Here is a 21,422-nt window from a genome sequence, read left to right as displayed (position 1 = left end):
GGCAGGTCAGTGACGGTGTCCAGAGCCGCTCACGCGGGGACCTTGGCGTGCGTTTCGGTTCCGCCGCAGCCGGGATGGGCACTCTTAATGTCTTCGGGAGATACCAGATCCGGATCGTTGCTATACGCGATGTACACGTGGGGGTCGGTGACCCGGCTCAGACGGAGCTTGAACTTAAGGACGGTCTTCCACTTCTTCTTGTGACCGAGCTTCACCTCTAGACGGACCGTCTGATCACGCAGCTCAGGTGAGGCCCCAGCGAACGGCGCACCGAAGTCTGGAAACACCTCAACGACCGATCGACCGTTGACCGAGAAGACGGCCGGGAGGTCCTTGAAGTCACCCGTGTCGGGGCGGACCTGCAGTTCCATGCGTCGTACCCGACTCTGTCGCTATTGCCGCTTCTGGGATCACGAAGCTTAGGCTTCGGTAAGGACTCGCGCCATCCCGGGTCGCGTGCCAGATTGAACGGCGATCAGCGGGAACTGACAGGGAGTCACGGGGACTCGACCCGCGCTGAGCAGCACCCCCTGTTCCCCAGCTCAGAGGGAGTAGATCAGTAGCCGATTCCCAAGCTGACAGCGCGGGTTCGATTCCCGTCACCCGCTCCACGCGTATTTGACCAGGTCAGCGAAGCACTTCCGGTAGAAGCGTGAACGCTGGCACCAGGTCGACTAGTTCAAACTCCTCGGTCGCCAGATCAAGAAACTGCGCATGGACGCGAGGTCCCATGTGCCTGTTAATGGTCCATCCGGCCTCGATCAAGATAGTCGAAGGCAGCAGGAGCGGCCCCTCCAACTCTTCAAGGAGACGCACGCATGAGGCATGGTGCTTGTCATCTCGATCGACGACAGCGATCAAAGGGCCTGTGTCCAAGAGCGTGGCAGTCACGTTGACCGATTGAACCGCTCCGCCAGCAGATCTTCGACCCGTTCGGACAGATCCCCTTCACCGGAGGCACCGATCCCCGCGATCGACAACCGCCGACGACGAACCGGCTCAGACGATTCCTCCTCCGCCACCTCAGCCAAGTCAGGATCTGTCTTCACCAAACGCAGGAGACGACGCGCCTGGTCCGGCGACAGCCGGTCCACCAGGTGATGAAGCTCCTCATGCGCATGCCCAGCGCTCATGGCCAAGAGTCTACGCAAGCGATTCTGCTTGCGTCAGTGACACGCCCTCTGGTCGGCTGCGCTGTCACTTCGTCGGCAGGAAGCTCTGCATCGAGGTCCGCGCCGTACCCGTCCGCGTGACGGGTGCAAGGGCATGGGCTGATCCTCGGGCCATTAACCAGGGTGACGAGGGGTCAACCGCGGTCACTCAGGACCGGCCTGGGGCCCAGGTCAGCGGCCCTACGTGCGGTGATCGATGTACTTCCCAAGCTGACAGCGCGGGTTCGATTCCCGTCACCCGCTCCAACACCACGGCCCAGCTCAAGAATGCGATCTAGAGCTGGGCCTTCCTCGTTCCCCTAGCGCTGACGACTCCCGAGCAAGCCTGTCGCGGCGGAGGACCGCCAGTGGGTCTTGCGGAAGACCGTCAATACCACGATCACCTTGTTGGATGGCTTCCAGAAGGTCAACCGCCAGGTCGTGCGGTCGAGAGCAACACGCAGCTCGTGCACACCTTCGGCATCCTTCAGCTTCTTCACGTGATCCCCATCAGGGATGCCGCCAGTGACGAGGTAGTCGTCTACGTTCCGCATAACCCGCTGGTAGAGCGGGGGGTCAAGGTCGTTCGTCCGGTGGGGCGCTCCACCTTGACCCCCTGGCCCTGTCCCGCTTCCCCTTCGGGCGGGTCGACGGCAGACGGGATGATCAGACAGGCGAAGTCCAGGCGGTGCGCCCAAGCCCGGCTCCACGGTCTGATCGTCGTGCCATTAGCGTGCCATTAACCCCGGTAACGAGGGGTCGACCACGGTCACTCGGGACCGGCCTACCGCCCAGGTCAGCGGCCCTACGTGGCTGGATCCGTACGATTCCCAAGCTGACAGCGCGGGTTTGATTCCCGCCCCACACCCGAGGCGAGAAGCCGGCCCTCTCCTTCGATCTTCACCGGCGCCAGGGTGCAACAACAAGACTGTTTTTGGCTGCTCAGACCCGTGAGACTGCTGGGCATGACCATCTTCAGCCAGTACGACTCTGCTGATCTCACTCGTCGGCTCGCGCATGTCCGCTGGATCGCTGGCGGCACCGGCGCCGGCAAGAGCACCCTCACCCGGGTCTTGGCCGAACGGCATGGCGCGCTCGTGTATGACGGCGACCACGCCGAACGTGGCTACATCGACCGGTGCACCCCGCAGCAACAGCCCTACCTATGCGCGTTGCTGCGGACATCCCCTGGAACACAGATGGACGGGCCGCACCGCGGAGGAGATCTTCCAGGCCATGCCCAGCCTGCACGGCGAGACATTCGGATTCGTCATCGAAGACTTGCTTACCCTGCCCGCCGACCGTCCCGTGCTCGTTGACGACTTCCGTACCCTGCCCGGCGATGTCGCGCCACTGCTGAAGCGGCGTGAGCAAGCCGCCTTTCTCCTGCCGACACCCGAATTCCGTCGCCGGGCATTGGGCGCCCGATTCGCCGATCCAGCCCGAGCACAAGCCAACTGGGGAAACAGCGACCATGCCATCGCATTGGCGAAGCGACTGGCCCGCGACGAACTGTGGGATGAAGAGGCGCGACGCCAGGCCCTCGAACTCGATCTGCCGGTCCTGAGTGTCGACGGCTCTCGAAACGTCGCCAACTTGGCCGACGAACTGGCCACAATGTTTCACCTGACCGCGGTCTAGCCGAAGCACCGATGAGCGCTGACTGCGTCCGCTGGCAGCCACCCCACGGCGGCACCAGGGCACACGGCTTGATCCAAACACAGAGCCCGGCATGGGTAGCTTTGTTACCGCACCGGAAGACCGATCGCGTATGGCATCACGTGAGGGATCCCCACGTCGTGGCCTGATCATCGTGCAATTGGCGTGCAATTAGACAGGGTGACGAGGGGTCAACCACGGTCACTCACGACCGGCCCGAAGCCCAGCTCAGCGCCCCTACAAGCCGTGATGCATACACTTCCCAAGCCGACAGCGCGGGTTCGATTCCCGTCACCCGCTCCAACCACTGCGCTTAGCGCAGCAGATCAGGGTCATGCTTATGGAGCACGGGCTCAGGATGAGCGCGGCACCAGTCAACAACGCGATACGTAATGCGGTCGAAGGGCTCATCATCGGTGAGCGGCTGCTCAAAGTCGGCCAAGCGATCCAGATCCACGGCCAGCCTCTTCAAGGTCTCCGCACTGAATAACCCTGACCCGATGAGCTTCTCACGCAGGTAGACCACGAGACGCTCGTGGTGCTCGTCCCAGTTCACGTTGCCGTTGCGCTGAGCCTCGTCCCTGAGTTTTTCCACCGCCCGCAGCAACTCGCCCTGGACACTGTCCGCCTGCCCCCGACGCGGTACATGGGTCTTCCAGATGTGTCGAGCATCAACGGCATACTGCGAATCCATGCGGGCGACCATACAACCCACAGCCTCCGGTGGGGCACTCCAACTTCGGATAGTCAGGCGGGCGAGGTGTGCGTGCCGCGCATGAAAGAAGTGGTCACGGGGCCGATCGTCGGGCCATTAGCCAGGCGACGAGGGGTCAATCACGGTCACTCACGGCCAGCCGAACGCCCAGCTCAGCCGCCCCACGTGCCGTGATCGATGCACTTCCCAAGCCGAACAGCGCGGGTTCGATTCCCGTCACCAGCTCCACACACAAAGGCCCAGGTCAGGGACACGATCCCCACCCGGGCCTTGGTCTCTTTTGGAGCTGTTGCTGACTCGCGTGCCAGATTCGTGCCAGATCAGTTGATCTTGGCGCCCGAAGGCTGAGCTGACGGTGAGCGACGAGGAACGCGCGACCCTGCGGAGATGGGCACGTCGAGCGAAGTCCTCGCAGGTCCTGGCGATGCGCTCGCAGATCGTCCTGGCGTGCGCGGAGGGAAAGGACAACAGGGCGCAGGACACTAGGTGATGTGGTGCGCTGGCAGGGCGCGACGGTGCGGTCCGCGGCATGCAGGACGGCGCGCGCCCCGGAGGCGGGGCGCGCGCTATCGCGCGTCGACAGGAGACGTCAGGAGATGGTGAGCGTGCCGTTCGCGTTACGGGCGCACGTGACGATCGTGCGGGGCGCGATGGTGAGGGCGCCGGTCAGGCACTGGCCGAGGACGGCGTGGCCCGCGGCGTTGGGGTGCCACGACTCCTGGCAGGTCTGGAAGTAGGTGACGCAGGTGTTCGCCAGTCGCTGGATACCGATCTTGTCCCAGCCGGACAGGCTGGTGATAGGCGTGCCGGACGGCCCGTCCTGCACCCGGAGCGGCGTGGCGAGCGCGCCCGTCGGGCTGCCGGGGTTCTCGCAGAGCCGGGCTCCGTCGAAAGCCTTCTGGACGTCCAGCACGCGCAGGTCGGCAGTCGGGCGCTCAGCCGCCAGCGTGGTGAAGGCGTTCTTGACCAGGGAGCCGAGGTTCTGGGAGAACACGTGCCCGGGGGCGAGGCTCGCGCGGTGGATCGGGCAGCCGGCGGCGTACCGCTCGGCGCCGAGGGCGCGGAACTTGTCGCGGGTGTCAGTGCGGCCGTCCTCGTCCCGGTACTGCGGGGCGACGTCGAGCGGCAGCGGGTTGGTGTAGGTCTGCAGGACTACAGGGTGGACACCGTCGGCGTCGATTTGGTCGAGGGTGTCGAGGATCTGGCGCAGGGCGGCGGTGGTCTCGGTGGTGGCGGCGGCCACCTCGGCGTCGGAGGCCAGGTCCGAGACGGTGCAGGGCTCCTGCGGCACGGGGCCGCCCAGGTAGGCCCAGAACTCCCACCAGCCCGTCCAGGCGTCGGCGATGAAGCGGTTGGCGCACAGCGTGGCCACGTCGCCGAAGGTGAACTGGGCGTTGTTGGAGCCGAGGCCGATGAGGACGACGTCGATGTCGTGGGTCTGGGCGACGGCACGTAGCTGGTCGAGCTGCGAGGCAACGGAGCGGCCATTGGCGCGGGCGCTGGAGGGGTTGGCGATGTCGGCGGGCTGACCGCCGGAGCACGCGAGGTTGAAGCGGTCCTGAATGCCGGGGAGTGACGCCTTGAACAACGAGGCGTTCGCCGACCGGTGACAGAAGTAGGCGTTGCTGTTGGCCGCCGACCAGCCGGGGAAGGCCTGTGCCGTCCCGGAGGCGTCGACGACGGGCTGGTAGTCCCCCGCGCCCTCCCCGCTGATGAAGCTGTCGCCTAGCGCGACGGCGGCGGTGGGCAGGGCCGCCTGCACCGCTCCGCCCTGGACGACTTGGATGCCGACCGAGCCCACCAGGAGCGCGGCCATCGCGGCGGCACGCCAGAGAAGCCTCACAACTCCCTCATTTCCTACTAAACAAGCATGAAATAACGGATATTTAGATCACAACATGCCGCACCGATAGCGTCAAGATCTCCATGAGGTCCAGCCGCTTCACCTAAGAGATCGCATATCGCCGTGATCGTCAAGCATGCGTTTGCTTGCTCAGGTCGAGCGTTCGGCGACCGGGTTGGCCAAACCAGGTCTGGGACTACTACATTCGCGACTCGATGTGCGGCGTCCCCGGTCGCCAAAGAGAGATAGGCGGTGCTGGGGAAACTCGATGCCCTGATCGGTCATTCTTCGGCCTCTTTCCGGCAAACCTACCGATCAGAAGGGAACTGGTTGGCGATCAGTTCCAGCAAGGCAGCGTGCGTCTCCCGGTCGGCGGCCACGACAAGCCCGCCCACACCGGTGTGCAGTGGTTGACCGTGTAAACCCGTCACCACACATCCGGCGGCCTGGCACAACGCGATCCCGCTGGCGAAGTGCACGCTGTCCTGTAGATGGCCGTCAGTGACGTACGCGGCTCGCCGGCCGGAGGCGACCCAGGCCACTGCCAGGGTGGTGGAGACGACACGCGGGCGAAATTGCTCGATGAACCCTGTGTCGGCAAGCAGACGCACAGCCCGGAAGCTCGGTTCGTTCGGGAACGGTGGATCGAGGTTGACATCCACCAGTCGCGAATCGGGCGATGGTGTGAGTCGCTCGTCCACGCCGTCGTGGCGGAGGTACGCGTGATCGCCGTTCGTCCAGAAAACCTCTTCGGCGAACGGATCGGCTGAGGCCGCCACCCTGATGTCCGAACCCACGCGCAGGGCGACATTCACCGCTACCAGCATGCTCCGCGCGGCGTAGTTCAGCGTGCCGCACAGCGGGTCGACCAGCCACATGCGTTCCGCACCTCCTGAACCCGTGCGTCCGCTCTCCTCGCCCGTCACGGCGTCGTCTGGTCGGGCGGTGCGAATAACGTCAAGAATGGTGTTCTCCGCTGCAATGTCAGCAGCCGTAGCAAAGTCACCCGCAGATTTCGGGAAGCGCGTCAGCGATGTGCCATACATGGCCGCCACGACAGCAGCTCCGGCTTGCGCTGCATTGAGGGCCACTTCCTCGTCTCTGATCAGCATGCGCGAAGGATAGACGGGCGGGGGCGGCGGATCCCATGCGGGGACGTAGTCGGGCTTGTCTGAAAGATCATCAACATTGTCGAGCTGTGGGACGCTCACGTCATGAGCAAGGCTACGGCGGCCGCCTACGATGCTCCAGGACACTGCGGCAACGGTGTCGGCGGCGCGGCATACGGTCGCGGGGCCGTCAGCGCCTTTCCACCCGCCGCACCACCGGCAGCCCCGTGCCAGAGTCGAGCACGAGGCGGTCGCCGAGCGGTCGCGCGAGCGTGACGGTGATCGCGGCTGTCTTGAGTATCGCGTTCTTGGCCTCCAGGTCGTCCATCGTCCACGACATCCAGCGCCGGAACAACGGAGTGTGTCACGATCGCCGGGTGATGACAGCGTTGCGGGTTCTGGCGCTCATGGCCGGATTGGGGCTGGCGCTAACCGGGCCGGGGGTGGCGGAGGGCCGCAGAGTGCTGGACGGATTCGTGATCGGGCACGTCCCCAGCGATGTGGTCCCGAGCACGTCAGATTTCGAATACGAGCCGGAGGACGGGGTCCGCTTCACCTCAAGGGTCTGGGAACGGGAGACAGACGACGGCGGGCATGCCGTCGACCTGATGATCATCGTCATGCGCGCCGACCGTTTCGCCACGCTCGACGGCCTACGCGACTTCATGTCGGCGTACCACGAGCGCGATCCGGCCTCGTGGACGAAGGTCCAGATCGGCACCCGGCCCGGTCTCAAGGCTGCCGGGCAGGTGTTCTGGCTGGTGGAGCCGGGCGTCGCGGTGTCCGTCACGATCGACACCGCCCGGTTCGGCGGCGGCGAACTGATGGCCGTGGCCGAGGGCGTCCGCAAACAGTGAGGCGCTGACGAAGCCAACTCCTGAGCGGACAGGCCCTGTTTCAGACGTCCGATTTCCAAGCTGACAGCTCGGGTTCACCTCTGGGCACCAGATCGCGGCCGGTGCGGCAAACGGCCGCATTGGGGAGGAGGGCACCCCCGTGAGACGCCTCCGTGTTCATCAGCCGGCCGTTAGGAGGAGACCACCGCCTGCTAGCTCGACCCAGAAGTAGAGCCAGGAAGGGTAGAACGCTGAGGGCCGCTCGATGACGTGCGCCGTGAGCCGTCCGAACGCCATGCCCAACAGCGCCACCGCGACGGCCACCACGGCACCGCGCCGAATTCCGCCGACATCGGCGAGCGCCAGGGCCAGCAGTACGGCGATGCCCACGCCGAACCCCCCGTACACGGCGCGGATCTCCGCCCGCGCTTCAGTGGAGTCCGCATTCATCCCGAACGGTCTGATCAGCGCCGCGGGGGCGATGAGTCCGTACACGCCCATCCCCAGAAAGAAGACCGCCACGGCGATGATGACCACGGTGGCCATAGGCTCGCTCCCCATGTCTCGAAAGAGTCGTTCGCGGGAGATGATGCCGCTGTGAGCAGATCACCGCTTTCACAAACCTGTCGTGACCCCGGCGCGGTACTTTGGTTGTGGCCAGGTCAGGCCATCTACAACGGACCAGCGCTGGACCTCAGGGCACACTCCGGCTCCGTCGCCTGCCTGGCGATCGGGCTCGACGACGTCTTCACGGTGCAGACTCAAGGACGGCCCGTACAGGCCGCGCGCAGCGCCCTGATCGCCCCCCGCCTCACACACCGGCTGGTCGCTCAGAGCCGGCGGATGCTCTTCTGTTACCTCGATCCGAGCTCCTCCAGGACTCTGGCCTGCGAACGGCGGATGACCTCAGGCGACTCCGGTCTCGGACTCGCCCACCGCGAGGAACGGCTGCTGATCCGGCACGCCCCTCGGCCAGGCTCGGTCGCCTCCGCGTCGAGCTGGCTGGATCTGGCCGCGCCCCCCGCGCCCGTACAGATCGACGCCCGCATACGGGACGCCGCCGCGCGCCTGCGTGCCGAGGTGCACCGTACCGTCTCGGCTGAGGAACTCGCCGCCGGCTGTGGCCTGTCCACCTCACGGTTCCTGCACCTGTTTCCGGCGCACACCGGTACGAGCTTCCGCCGTTACCGCCTGTGGACCCGGATGCTGCGCGTCGCCGAACTGACAGCCGAACGACGCGACCTCACCACCGCCGCGACCGATGCCGGTTTCGCCAGCCCTTCCCACTTCAGCGAGGCCTTCCACCGCATGTTCGGACTCCAACCCAGCCGCCTGCTTGCCGCCGGAGTCACCATCATCGACGCGACCGCCACGTGACGCGCCCGATGTCAGACAGACGGTGACTCGTTTCCGTGCCAGACGCGCGCCGGAACAGGCGAGGAACCACGGTCGGAATCCCCGAGGCCTTGATTGTTTCCACGACCATCCGATCTTCAGGGCAGTGGTGATCTTCGGCCATCTGGCGGGCGCTCTCCCAGACCGTGTGAAGCGCGTCGCCGGTCAAGACCACTGCGGCGCACGCAAATGACACGTCCTGCGGATGGTGCGGCGCTGGGCGCGGGCGTTGGATTGATGGCGTGCCTGTTCCGAGTTGATGACTCACTCAAATGAAAAGGAAACCTTCCTATTGACAACCAAGGTGACCCCGGTGTTACATCCTCTTAATTTAAGGCGTGAAGGTACTTCCGGAAGGACGGGAAACCTCGGCGTGCGGCTCCGCACGCCGTGCCGGCGTGGGCCGGAAGCCCGTTCCCGGCAAGGACCACAGACCGGAGGTCTCCATGCGCAAACCCCGGCTACTCCTCATGGCCGCAGCCGTGGTCGTCACCCTGACCAGTGGCCTGGTCTCCGTCACGAGCAATGATCGGGCCGAAGCCGCCATCGGCCCTGTCACCTGGTCTGACGAGTTCAACGGCGCCGCAGGAACGTCCATCGACGGTTCCAAGTGGAAATTCGACACAGGCGGCAGCGGCTGGGGCAACAACGAGCTGCAGTACTACACGAACTCGACCAGCAACGTGTACCAGGACGGGCAAGGCCACCTCGCCATCACCGCCCGCAGGGAGAACCCGTCGAACCTGCAGTGCCACTACGGCACCTGCCAGTACACCTCCGGCCGCATCCTGACCGCGGACAAGTTCAGCCAGGCGTACGGCCGCTTCGAGGCCAGCATCAAGATCCCCAAGGGTCAGGGCATCTGGCCGGCGTTCTGGATGCTCGGCGGCGGCAACTGGCCGGCCACCGGCGAGATCGACATCATGGAGAACGTCGGCAAGACGCCGAACACCGTCTACGGCACCGTGCACGGCCCCGGCTACTCCGGCGCCGGCGGCATCGGCGGCAGCCGCACGATCGGCGCGCCGCTCGGCGACGGCTTCCACAACTACCGGGTCGACTGGTCTCCCAACCTCATCATCTGGTACCTGGACGGCTCGGAGTACTTCCGCGTCACGCCGGCCAACATCAACGGCAACCAGTGGGTCTACGACCACCCGTTCTTCATGATCCTGAACGTGGCGGTCGGCGGATACTGGCCGGGCAACCCCGACGGCAGCACCACGTTCCCGCAGACGATGCTGGTCGACTACGTCCGCGTCTCCGGGTGGACCAACGACGGAGGCGGAAGCGGCAACGCGCTGAAGTCGAACCTGAACGGCCGCTGCGTCGACATCCCCGCCGCCAACCCCGTCGACGGCGCCCGGCTGCAGATGTACGACTGCAACGGCACCGCCGCCCAGCAGTGGTCGATCAACGGCGACGGCACGGTTCGCGCGATGGGCAAGTGCATGGACGCCGCGGCGGCCGGCACCGCCAACGGCACGCCGATCCAGCTCTACACGTGCAACGGCACCGCCGCCCAGCGCTTCACGCTCACCTCGGCCGGCGACCTGGTCAACACGACCGCCAACCGATGCGTGGACATCGTCGACCGCAACACCGCCAACGGTGCAAAACTCCAACTCTGGGACTGCAGTGGCGCGTCCAACCAGAAGTGGACCCGCGCCTGACCTCTTCGACCCAACCGATGTGAAAGGCCGGCAGCGCGTGCTGCCGGCCTTTCGCGTACTCGGCAGGTCATGGCCACTGCCTGCGCCATGTCCGTCAGCTTCTCCTCGTACGTATGGGGGCACCAGGGTTCCCAGGCCGATCCTCCGATTCGGGCCGGGCAAAGAGAGCACGTTGGAGGATGTGCGGACGGTACGGGCGAAATACCGTTGTGCGACCTCACCCCACCGGTAGAGCACCCGTGATCCGCGGCTCGATCGCGGTCAGGCTCCGGAACTGGCCTTCGGCCCGCTGAAGCGAGCCGCGCCGGGCCACGCCGAGCCGCGCCGCATCGCCTGAGCGCCCTCGAACCAGCCACACCCCAACACCGGCCCCGTACAGAGGAGTCTGGATGATACCCCTGATCGGCAGCGATATCGCGACCAAGATCGACGACCTCATCGGCAACACCCCCCTGCTCCGGCTCGCCCTCGACGGCCTGCCCTCGAACACCACGCTGCTCGCCAAGCTGGAGTCGGCGAACCCGCTGTCGAGCATCAAGGACCGGGTGGCCCTGCGCATGATCGAGGAGGCCGAGGCGTCCGGCGCCCTGAAGCCCGGCGCGACCGTGATCGAGTCGACCTCGGGCAACACCGGCATCGCCCTGGCGGCGCTGGCGGTCAGCCGCGGTTACCCATGCATCGTCGTCATGCCGGACAACGCGTCGCGGGAGCGCATGCTGACCCTGCGCATGCTGGGCGCCCAGGTGGAGTTCACCGACCACGTCCTCGGTTTCCAGGGATGCGTCGACCGGGCGGAGGAGCTGCACGCCGCCGTCCCCGGGTCGTGGTACGCCTGCCAGCACGAGAACACCGCCAACATCATGGCCCACTACGCGACCACGGGCCCGGAGATCTGGGAGGCCACCGGCGGCAACGTCGACGTGCTGGTGTGCGGGGTCGGGACCGGCGGCACCCTCACCGGAACGGGCCGCTACCTCCGCGAGCGCAACCCAGGGCTGCGCATCGTCGCGGTGGAGCCGGAGGGATCGCCCCTGCTGTCCGGCGGCGACCCCGGACCGCACAGGATTCCCGGGCTCAACGGCGGCTTCATCAGCCCCGTCACCGACGTCACCATCATCGACGACGTCGTCAGCGTCTCGGACGACGACGCGGCCGGCATGACCCGGGCCATCGCCGCCACCACCGGGCTGCTGGTCGGGGTCTCCTCGGGAGCGGCCGCGTACGGCTGCGTCGAGCTCGGCCGCCGCCACGACCTGTCGGGGCGGACGGTCGTAACGATCTTCCCGGACACCGGTGAGCGCTACCTCAGCTGGTGGCCCGCCTGATCAAAGGCCCTGCGGGATCATGTCGCGAGCCCCGCGGAGACGCGGGGCTCGCGACCGGCTTGACCCGGTAACAGGACGCGTCGTTACTTCGCGGCCACCAGCAGATACTCGTGCGACCGGTTGGTGACCATCGGGTCGTCGTCGCTCACCGGCCGGTCGTAGCAGTGGATGCGCTCGTCGCCCAGGGTCAGATGCCGGCCGAGCACCCGGGCGACGTCCCAGGCCAGCGGCACGAACGCCCCGGCCAGCCGGCGGTTCTGCACGGCCAGCACCGCCCGCGCGCCAGGGCGCATGACCTTCGCCACGGCGGCGAAGGCGACGTCGATCGCGCTGAGGTACTCCTCGTAGTCCCGGAGCGCGTAGAACTGACCTTCCACGGTGGAGTCGTTGTCCAGGTTGGTACCGAAGTACGGCAGGTCCGCGAGGACGAAGTCCACCGACTCCGGGGGCAACGGGGGTGTGCGGGCGTCCGCGCACAGCATGGTCTGGCCGGGATAGACCTTCAGGCGCTGACGTGCCTGCTCCGCGCGCTCGGGTGAGACCTCCAGCCCGATTCCCTTGCGGGACTCGACCGCGCACGCGACCAGCGTGGTCCCCCAGCCGGCGAACGGGTCGAGCACGACGTCACCCGGCCGGCTCATCTCGACGATCAACGGCCGCAACTGGCTGACCCAGCCGCACTGGCCGGCGGCCTCCGGCAGCGTAAACGCGGGGTCCTCTCCTTGCAGGACGTGCCAGCTTGATCTGCCCATCAGTTTCACGACACCTTTTCGATCGAATTCGGCGACCACTGAGGATGCCGGGCACCCCCTGTGGCCGTTCACCTTCTTCGCCGCTCACCGGCGTGGTCGCGACCGGCTCAGCCCTCCCCGCGAAGCGGAGCGACGGGCTCGCGGACCTGCTCTTCCGGGGGGTCCGGCACAGCCGGCACGTTCGGATGGACGGCCCGGGCGGGCAGCCGCCGTTCCAGGCGGACCAGCGTGAGGGCCGAGCAGACGACGCCTACCGCGAGCAGGAGCCACATGGAGGTCACCGACCAGCTCAGCAGCGCGGTCAGCACGGCGGGAGCCAGCGCGATCGGGATGGCCCAGGAGAACTGGTAGACCGCCATGTACCTGCCGTGGGTCTCCTCGGGAGCCGCGCTCGACACCAGCGCGGACAGCGGCGCGCCGTGCAGCATCTCCCCCAGCGTGAACAGCGCCGTCGCGGCGAAGACCCCGACCAGCTGGACCGACGGCACGGAGACCCCGGCCAGCACGGCGAACGCCACGAACGACACCGAGAACATGGAGGCGCCGATCGCGGCGGTGCGGGTGCGCCGGTACCGGATCAGGCGGCGCGTCACCGGGATCTGGAACAGCGCGATGCCGACGGTGTTGACCGCGTACAGCACGCCGACGAGCGACGGCGAGGCGCTCAGTTCCTGGGTGACGTAGACGGGCAGCGCCACCGACAGCACCATGTAGCCGAAGGCGGTCGGCACGTTCTGCAGGGTCAGCACGAGGAACGTCCGGTCGCGCAGGATGAGCCGGTAGCCTCCCCCCTTCCGGGGACCGGTCGCCGTCTCCGTCCGCACGCGTGCGCGGGGGACCGGGATCGTGCGGAGGATCAGCGCGGCGCCGACGAACGCGGCCGCGCTGACGAGGACGATCACCTGGTAGGCGGCGTCGCTGCCCAGGCCGAGCGCGGCGCCCGCGATGAGGCCGCCCGCGCCGAGGCCGGCGTTGCGCAGGCTGCGCTGCGCGGCGAGGAGCTTGTCGCGGTCCGAGCCCTGCGCGATCGCGGCGACGAACGACTGGATCGACGGCGGGTACGAGCCGTCGCCCAGCGCCACCAGCGCCACCGCCAGGAACATCGCCAGCGGCGACTCCACCAGCGGGTAGGTCGCGAATCCCACGGCGCGCACCAGGTAGCCGCCCACGACGACGGCTCGCGCGCCGAAGCGGTCGACGAGCGCGCCCGCGATCGGGTTGCTGACCAGGCTGAGCAGCGCCGCCGCGGTCATGATGACGCCGACCCGCTCGATCGGCAGCCCGGTGACATGGTGGAAGAACAGCAGGGACAGGGGCAGGTACATGCCGCTGCCGGTGGCGTCGATCACCATCCCGGCCATGTAACGCACCTGCGTCGAGGGGCGTCTCACGACGGGACCGCCACGACCTGCACCTGCTCCTCCAGCCGCGCGCCGAGCGAGCGCAGCCTGCGCTCGCACTCCGCGCGCGTCGGGGCCGAGGCGATGACGACGGTGAGGAAGTCGGCGGATCCCGCGGCTGGCGGCACCACCTGGCCCGTCCGGGCGTAGAGGTAGAAGTGCTCCACCCAGGGCTCCTGCGGGGCGTCGGGCAGCGAGTGGATCAGCCCTGGCCGCTTCATCATCAGCACCTGACCGGCCATGCGCGCCGGCTTCGGCCGCCGCCCGGAACGCACGACCTGCTCCACCTCGGGCAACGGCAGGCCGAGCTGGGCTCGGATGGAGTTCTCCGCGAGGTTGACCCCGAACAGGGTGTGGAACACCTCGCGGATCTTCCCGCCGCCGGACCGGCAGGCGATCTCGCACAGCACCAGCCGGTCGTCGGGGGTGTGGAAGATCTCCGCGTGGAAGGCGTGGTCGCGCAGGTGGCCGCCGGGCGACCGCAGCCCCGCGAGCGTCCGCTCGGTGAGCTCCAGCAGGCGGTCGGTGAGCGGGTCGTCGGGGTCGAGCGCCAGGTCGACCCGGGAGCCGGGGTCGGTGCCGAACGAGGCTAGCTCGTACTGGTACTGGGAGGGCCAGGCCAGCACGGTCTCGCCGTTCACCACCAGCCCGTCGACGTGGCACATGCGGCCGGGGATGTACGCCTCCAGCAGCAGGTCTTCGCGCGGTGCGCCGTACGCCTCGGCGAGGAAGGCCGTCAGCGCGTCCTGGTCGCGCAGGATGCGCAGGCCGATGGAGTTGAAGCTGGTCCTGTTCTTGAACACCAGGGGGAATCCGTGGACCTCGGCGAAGGCCAGCACGTCCGCCGCGGTGTGCGGGACGGTGTGCGGCGCGACCTCCACGCCGGCCCGTACAGCGTGTTCCTTCATCAGGGCCTTGTCACGGAACGGCAGCACGTCGGCGGTCCGGGGGCCGGGCAACCCGAGTTGCTCGCGCAGGGTGGCCACGCGCAGCACGTCGGCCTCGTGTTCGCCGATCAGGTGCGTGGTGCCGTACTCGGCGGCGAGCTGTACGACCCGCTCGGCCACCCGGTCGTCGTCGTCGAAGGTCTCCAGGTGCGTGTAGCCGAGGTTCCCGACCGGCACCTGCTCGCCGAACGGCTCGAACCTGTCGCGGGCGGCGAGGATCACCACCGGGCCCTCGTAGTCGCGCAGCCAGCGATGGTAGGGGAACGGCTCCAGCGGGCTCCGGTGCACGATGAGGACGCTCATGCCCGCACCCCCGCCGGTGATCCGGCCTCGGCGACGTGCGCGAGCCAGGTGCGCCCGTCCTCGCCCGCCACCCGGATCCTGATGGTGTCCTCGATGACCTCCGCGCCGCGCCGGATCGCCGCGGTCGTGTCCGGGCCGGTCACCGCGACCAGGCCGAGCCGGTCCCAGTTGTCGCGTATCGAGTGCACGGTGTCACCTGGTTTGGCGGTTATGCGCACGTCCAGCACGCCGTCCTGCGCGGCGGCGTCGCCGGCGCCCTCGACCGACTCGACCCGTCCCGGCTCGCTCACCAGGAACCGCACGCTCGCCCCGGCATGCGCCTCGGGCCGGTCGGGCAGCTCGGCGACCAGCCCGAACGGCCAGCCCAGCGCGTACCGGCTCAGGTCGATGCCGTAGGCGCCGCGCACCAGCTCCGGGATCGCGTCACCGGCGATGCGGTTGTGGCTCTCGATGATCACCGGGCCGCGCGCGCCGATGCGCACCTCGGTGTGCGAGACGCCGTCCCTGAGCCCGATCAGGTCCAGGAAGCGGCCCACGCTCGCGCGGATCTGGTCCTGCGCCGACTCCTCCAGCCGGGCGGGCAAGGCGTGGCCCAGCTCCGCGAAGCGCTCGGCGTGCACGAACTTCTCGGTGATCGCCACGACGACGTGGCGGCCCGCGAAGCTGAACGCCTCGACGCTGAACTCAGGTCCCTCGACGTACTCCTCCATGAGGAAGTCCTGCAGGAGGTACATCGTCGAGATGCGGTCGGTCCGGGTGCCGCGCAGGCCCTCCACCGTGGCCCAGACCTGCTCGGCGTCCTCCGGCCCGCCGACCCGGTAGACGCCGATGCTGGCGGTCGCGTCGGTCGGCTTGACGATGAACGGGTAGCCGTGGACGGCTCCGAAGGAGTCAAGGTCCTCGCGCCGCAGGAGCGGCGCGGCGGCCACCGCGGACGGGTCGAGCTCGGCGAGGTGGCGGCGCATGGCCAGTTTGTCGCGCAGTCTCCTGGTGACCTGGTAGCCGGTGCCGCCCAGCCCGAACAGGTCGTTGACCCGTCCCGCGTTCTCCAGCCCGGGCTCGGTGATGGAGACCGCGACGCGGAACCCCGGCTCCTCCCGCAGCTCCCTGGCGACGGGCTCGACGACCGCCCAGTCGGTGTAGTCCACGACGCGCAGGACGTCGGCGAGCTCCTCCTGCTCGGGGCTGACCTTGGTGGGGTGCTGGAGCAACAGGACGGTCAGGCCGAGCTCCTTGGCCTTGCGTACGGTCTCATCGGTGGCGCCGACTATCAGGACCGTGTTGTCCGGATTCATCGATCCATTCCTTTCGTCGGGTGGTCGGGACAGGTGGGCTCGGGCGGGGAACCGATCTCCGTCCCGTGACGGCCGGCGCCGCGTCAGACCGGCCAGGGGACCTTCCACGGACGACGCGGTCCTGCGGCGGGGTGACACGGCCCCCAGCGGGGCGACGGCGCGCGCGCCCGCGGGGACGTCCCCGAGGACGAGCGCCCGCGCCCCGACGATGGCGTCGTCTCCGACGTGCACCGGCCCGAGGACGGTCGCTCCGACGCCCAGCACCACGCGGGCGCCGATCACCGGGTGCCGCCGTTCCCCCTCGGCACGCCGGTTGTCGCGCCACCAGCCGACCGCCCCCAGGGTCACCTGGTGGTAGATGGTCACGTCGTCGCCCACGACGGCGGTCTCCCCGATCACCACGGCCGCGCCGTGGTCGACGAACACCCTGCGCCCGAGCACCGCGCCGGGGTGGATCTCCACCCCGGTGACCCCGCGCGCGAGGAGCATCAGCAACCGGGCCGGCAGCCGCCGGCCGCCCCGGTACAGCAGGTGGGCGACCCTGTGCAGCCACATCGCCGGAAGCACCGGGTGCAGCAACGCCTCCGGCCGGCTGCGGACGGACGGATCGCGCTCGGCGATCGTCCGCAGGTCCTCCGCCAGGAGCCGCAGCAGCCCCAGCGGTCGTTCTCCGCGCGGTGTCAGCGCTTCGCCGTCGGTCATCAGTAGTTCGGCGTCTTACGCAGCAGGTGGCTGCGTCCGACGATCTCCGGCTCGTAGACCAGCCCGTTCCACTCTTCTTCGGCGACCGGTTCGAGGGCGATCGATATGACGCCCTCGTCGCATCCGAGGGCGTTCCGTACGGCTCCGCTGACCTCGGCGACCAGCGCGGACTCCTGTTCCTCGGTCAGCGGCTGCGGAAAGTACTTGATATTCACATGCGGCATATTCGGCTCCTCGGTATCCGCCCCGCGCGGATTGTCGATGAAACTTCACGCGCCGAGCGCGCGACGGGCGGTTCGCAGCAACTCGTGCAGGCCCGGTTCCTTGAGAAGGCTGTAGTGGTCGGCTTTGAGATGGACGACGGCGGGCGGCTCCGAGAAATATCCGCCGCCGTACTCGATGAACGACGGTTCGTCGCCCTGGGCTTTCAGTATCGTGATCGGAGCTTTGAGCCGCGGCTCCGCCGGATCCCCGAGGTGATATTTCATCTGATAGGTCCCGTGCACCGTGCGGACGATTCTTCGCACCAGATCCGGGTCGAGCCCCGGGAAATTCGCGACCACGAACGACACGAAGCCGTCCTCGTCCTCGACGTCCTTCAGACAGTCGTCGAGCAGCGGCACGTCGATGCCGCCGGCGAAGACCGAGAAGAGGATCGTCAGGTACTTCCGGTTGGCGTAGACGGGCGCGTCGTCACCGCCGGGGTCGTCGTCCGCGCGGACCCGCGGCGACCCGGGGGCGATGAGCAGCAGACCCTCGACCTCCTCGCCCATCTGCTCAAGCTGGCAGGCCGCCTCGAAGGCGACGCGCGCGCCGAAGGAGTATCCCCAGAGCATGTACGGGCCCTCCGGCTGGAGCCGCCTCATGGCCCTGATGTCTTCCGCGGCCATCTCCTGGACGGTGGAATACGGAATCTCATCTTCATTGATCCCGTAAGCCTGCACACCATAGAAAGGCCGGTCGACGCCTATCTTTTCCGCCAGCGGCCTCAGGTTCATGGTATAACCGCCGAGGCCGGGCCAACAATAGACGGGATTCTTCGATCCTGCGGTGTTCAGCCCGACCAGACGCGAGGAAGGCTCTCCGGCGTCGGCGTCCACCTCGATCAGGAGTTTCTCCACGGTCGGTGACCCGAACACCACCTGCATCGGGAGCGAGCACCGGAACTCCTCGTTGATTCCGCTGACGAGCGCCATCGCGATCAGCGAGTTTCCCCCGGACACGAAGAAGTCGTCCCGCACCGAGACCTTTTCCCGCTTCAGCACCTTCCGCCATACGCGGGCGATCCGCTCCTCGTCCTTCGTCCGGGGAGCGACGAAAGGCTCGTCGTCGGAGACCCCGTCGGCCAGGTCGAGCGCCTCCAGCGCCTTCGAGTCGATCTTCCCGCTCGCCGTGCGCGGCAGCCTGTCGAGGATCACGACCCTGTTCGGCAGCATGTAGTCCGGCAGGAAACCGATCAGGTCGTCTCTGATCATCTCGGTCGGGCCGCTCATGTGGACGGCGTCCTCCTTCATCCCCGTGCTCAGCAGCTGCTCGTCGCTGACGCGGCCGCCGACGGCGAAGTAGAACGGGCCCGGTTCCCCGCCGCGGGCGCGCAGGATGCTCTCCATCCGCCGCGCCGACGGCAGGTCGTCGCCGGTCCTGGAGCTGTAGCCGGAGGACATGAACCCGAGGCCCATGTCGTTCATCTGCAGGCGGTGGAGCTTCCTGCCGAGGTCGACGTAGCCGAGCCAGTGCGGACCCGTTCTCCCGACCAGCGCGACCCCGAAGCCGGACCGCTGGTAGACCTTCTGGTTGATGGCCACGACGTGCTTTCGCAGGATCATGTCGCCTGAGATCCTGAGCAGATCGCCGGCCGCGTACCGGTAGAGCCCCTCGGCCAGCCCGGTCACCTTCCCGGGATGGGCCTGCACGTAGACGTCGAGCGAGTCCTCCGGCCTCGGCCCGGCATACGGCACCGCCTCGAACGTGCCGAGATACTCGTCCTCGTCCGCGCACTCCAGAAGATCCTTGGTCTCGGGCGCGTAGCCGAGGGCCCTGATGTCGAGACCGTGTTCAGGGAGGATCTCCTCGAACAGGCCGACCATGTGGCCGGCCTCCATTTCGAGGACCTCCCGGACGTTCTTCTTGTAGATCGGCTCGATCGCCCGCCGCTTGCCCACGAAGTGGATCTTCAGCTCTGCGGACGGCTCGGCCGGCTTCTCCCGGATAAGGATCAGTTCATGCCGTACGGGGTGGTAGTAGTGATATCCGGGCCGCACGCCGTCGAGACCGCTGACTTCGAGGTACATCTGCGTCGCGTAGAGGGACCCGGGAGAGGCGTAGCCGTACTTCGGCAGCAGCCGGTCCTCGCTGGAGAACTGCCCGAAATATCGAAGGATCTCCCCGAGTTCCGCGAAGCTCAGCGTGTCCAGGCCACGCGGACGCGCACCCGTGCCGCTCCTCCCCAGCAGCCGCACGATGTCGTCCTTGGTGACGTCGCCGCCCTCGAAGAAGCGGTAGGTCTTGCGGGCGAACACCCGCCTGCGCTGCTCGCGGGTCGGCGTCCCGCCGGGGAGGCCGGTCACCGTCTTGCCCCTGGTCTCCGCCTCGTCCCTGCACCCCCCGTCCGAGAGCTGCGCCATCACCTGGAGCCTGCTCTCCTTCGACAGGTGGTGGGTGCCGTGGTCGCCCTGGTCCATCAGGGCCGCTTCCTTGGGATTCAGCTCGACATAGGCGACGAGGTGCTGGAAGCCGGTGAGGGAGTCGTCCTTGACGACGACCGCCGCGTTCCTGACCCAGTCGTGGCTCTCGATGCCGAGCCTGATCTCGTCCAGCTCGATCCGGAAACCCCGCAGCTTCACCTGGTTGTCGACGCGGCCGACGAACTGGACGGTGCCGTCGGCGTTCCAGTAGGCCAGGTCGCCGGTCCGGTAGAGCCTGGAGGACCCGTGCTCCCCGTGGAACGGGTTGTCGACGAACCTCTCCGCGGTCAGGTCCGGCCGGTGCAGGTACCCCCGCGCGAGCTGGACGCCGCCGATGTACAGCTCGCCGACCTCGCCTGGGGCCAGCGGCGAGCGATCGCCGTCGAGAACGTAGAACTGCGTGTCGTGCGCCGGCGTGCCTATCGAGATCGTCTGGACGCCGTCCGCGACGGAGTCCCTGTCGACGGTGAAGCTGGAGGAGTTGATGGTGCACTCGGTCGGCCCGTACAGGTTGACCAGCTCGCAGCCCGGCAACACGTCCAGGCAGCGCAGCGCGAGGGACCGCGAAAGGGCCTCCCCGCCGCTGAAGAGCTGGGTGAGCGACGTGCACTCCCCCAGCCGCTCGGTGTCCAGCAGCGCCTGCAGCAGGGTCGGGACGCACTGCAACGTGGTCACGCCGTGGGCCACGACGGTGTCGACGAGCCGTTCGGGGTCGCGGTAGACGCCGGGGCCTCCCATGACGACCGTGCTGCCGCACGCGGGTGCGAGGATCTCCCACTGCGCCGCGTCGAAGCTCATGGGGGTCTTCTGCAGAATGATCCGGTCCCGGTCGATCCCGTGGACGGTGTTCAGCCACCGCATCTGGTTGACGATCGCGCGGTGCTCGATCACCACCCCCTTCGGCCTGCCCGTGCTGCCGGAGGTGTAGACGACGTACGCCGCGTCGCCGGGGTGGATGCCGACACCGCTCTCCCAGGCCCCTTCTGGCGATGCGGCGGGCTCGAACGCGTCCGCCGCGTCCAGGACGACTATCTTCGTTCCCCGCGGCGCCAGCTCGGCCAGCCGTGCCACGAGGTCCCGCTGGGTCAGGATGATCCCGGTCCGGGAGTCCTCGATGATGTAGCGCAGCCGCTCCTCGGGATACTCCGGGGAGAGCGGCAGGTAGGCGCCGCCGGAGCACAGGATCCCCCACACGCCCGTCATCAGCTCGATCGACGGCTCGACGAACACCCCGACGCAGTCGTCGGCGCCCACGCCGAGACTCCGCAGGTGGGCGGCCAGGTCCGCGCCGCGCTCCGCGAGCTCGCGATAGGTGAGGCGCTCGTCCCCGTAGACGCACGCCGTACGGCCGGGCTGTGACCGCGCGTGCTCCCGTAGCAGTTCCGGCAGGCATTCGCCGCCGGAGGGCCGGCGTCGTGCCCCGTCGAACTCGACCAGGTTCCGTCTGTTCGGCGTCATCGGGCGAACGGCCTCGCCGCCCGCCGCGATGACGTCCTGCGTTTTCACCTGATGTGTATTGTCAAGGCTCATATGGCCTCCTCGTTCGGACGGCGCGGGGGCGGGTTCCGCCGCTCATGAAGCGCGCGGGCCGTGGTCCACACCACGGTTCACCGGGATGCCGGTACACGCCCGG

At 67.8% G+C, this 21,422-nt stretch carries 20 protein-coding genes; 5 read left to right on the top strand and 15 right to left on the bottom strand.

Going from position 1 to position 21,422, the window contains the following annotated elements; genetic code table 11:
- Positions 1-29 precede the first annotated feature (29 nt).
- From OG589_RS41510 to OG589_RS41495, 4 genes are all read right to left on the bottom strand, one after another.
- Positions 30-371, bottom strand: a complete 342-nt coding sequence (locus OG589_RS41510) for a hypothetical protein (RefSeq protein WP_405144269.1) — start codon at positions 369-371, stop codon at positions 30-32.
- A 256-nt stretch (positions 372-627) separates the two neighbouring features.
- Positions 628-891 (bottom strand): PIN domain-containing protein, encoded by a 264-nt coding sequence (locus tag OG589_RS41505; protein WP_405144267.1) that lies wholly within the window; start codon positions 889-891, stop codon positions 628-630.
- Entirely contained in the window at positions 888-1,133 is a 246-nt protein-coding gene (locus OG589_RS41500; protein ID WP_358552672.1) for a hypothetical protein, read from the bottom strand. The genes OG589_RS41505 and OG589_RS41500 overlap by 4 nt, the downstream gene beginning before the upstream one ends.
- Positions 1,134-1,471: 338 nt before the next feature.
- Complete coding sequence (locus tag OG589_RS41495) at positions 1,472-1,651, bottom strand: hypothetical protein (RefSeq protein WP_405144265.1); 180 nt, start codon at positions 1,649-1,651, stop codon at positions 1,472-1,474.
- Between the two features lie 736 nt (positions 1,652-2,387).
- Here OG589_RS41495 and OG589_RS41490 point away from each other — a divergent pair.
- Entirely contained in the window at positions 2,388-2,792 is a 405-nt protein-coding gene (locus tag OG589_RS41490) for a hypothetical protein (protein WP_405144263.1), read from the top strand.
- Positions 2,793-3,123: 331 nt separating this feature from the next.
- Here OG589_RS41490 and OG589_RS41485 read toward each other — a convergent pair whose 3' ends face one another.
- The 4 genes from OG589_RS41485 to OG589_RS41470 all read right to left on the bottom strand — a co-directional run bounded on the left by OG589_RS41485 (position 3,124) and on the right by OG589_RS41470 (position 6,805).
- Positions 3,124-3,504, bottom strand: coding sequence for a hypothetical protein (locus OG589_RS41485; RefSeq protein WP_405144261.1), 381 nt, complete (start codon positions 3,502-3,504; stop codon positions 3,124-3,126).
- A 610-nt stretch (positions 3,505-4,114) separates the two neighbouring features.
- On the bottom strand, positions 4,115-5,368 hold the full coding sequence (locus tag OG589_RS41480; protein WP_405144259.1) for a hypothetical protein: 1,254 nt from the start codon (positions 5,366-5,368) through the stop codon (positions 4,115-4,117).
- Between the two features lie 308 nt (positions 5,369-5,676).
- Complete coding sequence (locus OG589_RS41475) at positions 5,677-6,480, bottom strand: inositol monophosphatase family protein (protein WP_405144257.1); 804 nt, start codon at positions 6,478-6,480, stop codon at positions 5,677-5,679.
- A 187-nt stretch (positions 6,481-6,667) separates the two neighbouring features.
- Positions 6,668-6,805, bottom strand: a complete 138-nt coding sequence (locus tag OG589_RS41470) for a hypothetical protein (protein WP_405144255.1) — start codon at positions 6,803-6,805, stop codon at positions 6,668-6,670.
- Positions 6,806-6,854: 49 nt separating this feature from the next.
- On the opposite strand from OG589_RS41470, the gene OG589_RS41465 reads away from it, so the two are divergent.
- On the top strand, positions 6,855-7,334 hold the full coding sequence (locus tag OG589_RS41465) for a hypothetical protein (RefSeq protein WP_405144253.1): 480 nt from the start codon (positions 6,855-6,857) through the stop codon (positions 7,332-7,334).
- A gap of 159 nt (positions 7,335-7,493) precedes the next feature.
- Here OG589_RS41465 and OG589_RS41460 read toward each other — a convergent pair whose 3' ends face one another.
- A complete protein-coding gene (locus OG589_RS41460; RefSeq protein ID WP_405144251.1) occupies positions 7,494-7,859 on the bottom strand; it encodes a DUF4345 family protein in 366 nt (121 codons plus the stop codon).
- A 105-nt stretch (positions 7,860-7,964) separates the two neighbouring features.
- Here OG589_RS41460 and OG589_RS41455 point away from each other — a divergent pair, with 105 nt between their 5' ends.
- The 3 genes from OG589_RS41455 (at position 7,965) to OG589_RS41445 (ending at position 11,706) form a co-directional block, all read left to right on the top strand.
- Complete coding sequence (locus OG589_RS41455; RefSeq protein ID WP_405144249.1) at positions 7,965-8,690, top strand: helix-turn-helix domain-containing protein; 726 nt, start codon at positions 7,965-7,967, stop codon at positions 8,688-8,690.
- A 464-nt stretch (positions 8,691-9,154) separates the two neighbouring features.
- Positions 9,155-10,381: a family 16 glycosylhydrolase gene (locus tag OG589_RS41450; RefSeq protein ID WP_405144247.1), complete on the top strand. Its 1,227-nt coding sequence runs from the start codon at positions 9,155-9,157 to the stop codon at positions 10,379-10,381.
- Between the two features lie 389 nt (positions 10,382-10,770).
- Complete coding sequence (locus OG589_RS41445; RefSeq protein ID WP_405144245.1) at positions 10,771-11,706, top strand: PLP-dependent cysteine synthase family protein; 936 nt, start codon at positions 10,771-10,773, stop codon at positions 11,704-11,706.
- Positions 11,707-11,789: 83 nt separating this feature from the next.
- Here the strand turns inward: OG589_RS41445 and OG589_RS41440 are convergent, their stop codons facing one another.
- From OG589_RS41440 to OG589_RS41415, 6 genes are all read right to left on the bottom strand, one after another.
- Positions 11,790-12,458 carry a TRM11 family SAM-dependent methyltransferase gene (locus tag OG589_RS41440; RefSeq protein ID WP_405144243.1) on the bottom strand — a complete coding sequence of 223 codons (669 nt, stop codon included), beginning with the start codon at positions 12,456-12,458 and terminating at the stop codon, positions 11,790-11,792.
- A gap of 107 nt (positions 12,459-12,565) precedes the next feature.
- Positions 12,566-13,819: an MFS transporter gene (locus OG589_RS41435; RefSeq protein ID WP_405144241.1), complete on the bottom strand. Its 1,254-nt coding sequence runs from the start codon at positions 13,817-13,819 to the stop codon at positions 12,566-12,568.
- Positions 13,820-13,845: 26 nt separating this feature from the next.
- The gene (locus OG589_RS41430; RefSeq protein WP_405144239.1) at positions 13,846-15,108 is read right to left on the bottom strand and encodes a hypothetical protein; all 1,263 of its coding nucleotides are present in this window, start codon (positions 15,106-15,108) and stop codon (positions 13,846-13,848) included.
- The gene (gene epsC, locus OG589_RS41425) at positions 15,105-17,105 is read right to left on the bottom strand and encodes a serine O-acetyltransferase EpsC (RefSeq protein ID WP_405144237.1); all 2,001 of its coding nucleotides are present in this window, start codon (positions 17,103-17,105) and stop codon (positions 15,105-15,107) included. The genes OG589_RS41430 and epsC overlap by 4 nt, the downstream gene beginning before the upstream one ends.
- Positions 17,105-17,329 (bottom strand): tautomerase family protein, encoded by a 225-nt coding sequence (locus OG589_RS41420; RefSeq protein ID WP_405144235.1) that lies wholly within the window; start codon positions 17,327-17,329, stop codon positions 17,105-17,107. Before OG589_RS41420 ends, epsC begins: the two co-directional genes overlap by 1 nt.
- A 45-nt stretch (positions 17,330-17,374) precedes the next feature.
- The gene (locus OG589_RS41415) at positions 17,375-21,319 is read right to left on the bottom strand and encodes an amino acid adenylation domain-containing protein (RefSeq protein WP_405144233.1); all 3,945 of its coding nucleotides are present in this window, start codon (positions 21,317-21,319) and stop codon (positions 17,375-17,377) included.
- Positions 21,320-21,422 lie beyond the last annotated feature (103 nt).

This window comes from Sphaerisporangium sp. NBC_01403 (assembly GCF_045040145.1).
In the GTDB taxonomy this organism is placed as follows: Bacteria; Actinomycetota; Actinomycetes; order Streptosporangiales; family Streptosporangiaceae; genus Sphaerisporangium; species Sphaerisporangium viridialbum.
The sequence above is the reverse complement of the archived record's forward strand: the minus strand, read 5'-3'. Positions and strand labels throughout refer to the sequence as shown.

Bases quoted from the DNA above. Each gene is read 5' to 3' on its own strand.
- OG589_RS41490 (WP_405144263.1), top strand. From the start codon at position 2,388: ATGCCCAGCCTGCACGGCGAGACATTCGGATTCGTCATCGAAGACTTG.
- OG589_RS41510 (WP_405144269.1), bottom strand. From the start codon at position 371: ATGGAACTGCAGGTCCGCCCCGACACGGGTGACTTCAAGGACCTCCCG.
- OG589_RS41500 (WP_358552672.1), bottom strand. From the start codon at position 1,133: ATGAGCGCTGGGCATGCGCATGAGGAGCTTCATCACCTGGTGGACCGG.
- OG589_RS41435 (WP_405144241.1), bottom strand. From the start codon at position 13,819: ATGGCCGGGATGGTGATCGACGCCACCGGCAGCGGCATGTACCTGCCC.
- OG589_RS41470 (WP_405144255.1), bottom strand. From the start codon at position 6,805: ATGGACGACCTGGAGGCCAAGAACGCGATACTCAAGACAGCCGCGATC.
- OG589_RS41415 (WP_405144233.1), bottom strand. From the start codon at position 21,319: ATGAGCCTTGACAATACACATCAGGTGAAAACGCAGGACGTCATCGCG.
- OG589_RS41450 (WP_405144247.1), top strand. From the start codon at position 9,155: ATGCGCAAACCCCGGCTACTCCTCATGGCCGCAGCCGTGGTCGTCACC.
- epsC (WP_405144237.1), bottom strand. From the start codon at position 17,105: ATGACCGACGGCGAAGCGCTGACACCGCGCGGAGAACGACCGCTGGGG.
- OG589_RS41440 (WP_405144243.1), bottom strand. From the start codon at position 12,458: ATGGGCAGATCAAGCTGGCACGTCCTGCAAGGAGAGGACCCCGCGTTT.
- OG589_RS41475 (WP_405144257.1), bottom strand. From the start codon at position 6,480: ATGCTGATCAGAGACGAGGAAGTGGCCCTCAATGCAGCGCAAGCCGGA.
- OG589_RS41485 (WP_405144261.1), bottom strand. From the start codon at position 3,504: ATGGATTCGCAGTATGCCGTTGATGCTCGACACATCTGGAAGACCCAT.
- OG589_RS41430 (WP_405144239.1), bottom strand. From the start codon at position 15,108: ATGAGCGTCCTCATCGTGCACCGGAGCCCGCTGGAGCCGTTCCCCTAC.
- OG589_RS41445 (WP_405144245.1), top strand. From the start codon at position 10,771: ATGATACCCCTGATCGGCAGCGATATCGCGACCAAGATCGACGACCTC.
- OG589_RS41420 (WP_405144235.1), bottom strand. From the start codon at position 17,329: ATGCCGCATGTGAATATCAAGTACTTTCCGCAGCCGCTGACCGAGGAA.
- OG589_RS41460 (WP_405144251.1), bottom strand. From the start codon at position 7,859: ATGGCCACCGTGGTCATCATCGCCGTGGCGGTCTTCTTTCTGGGGATG.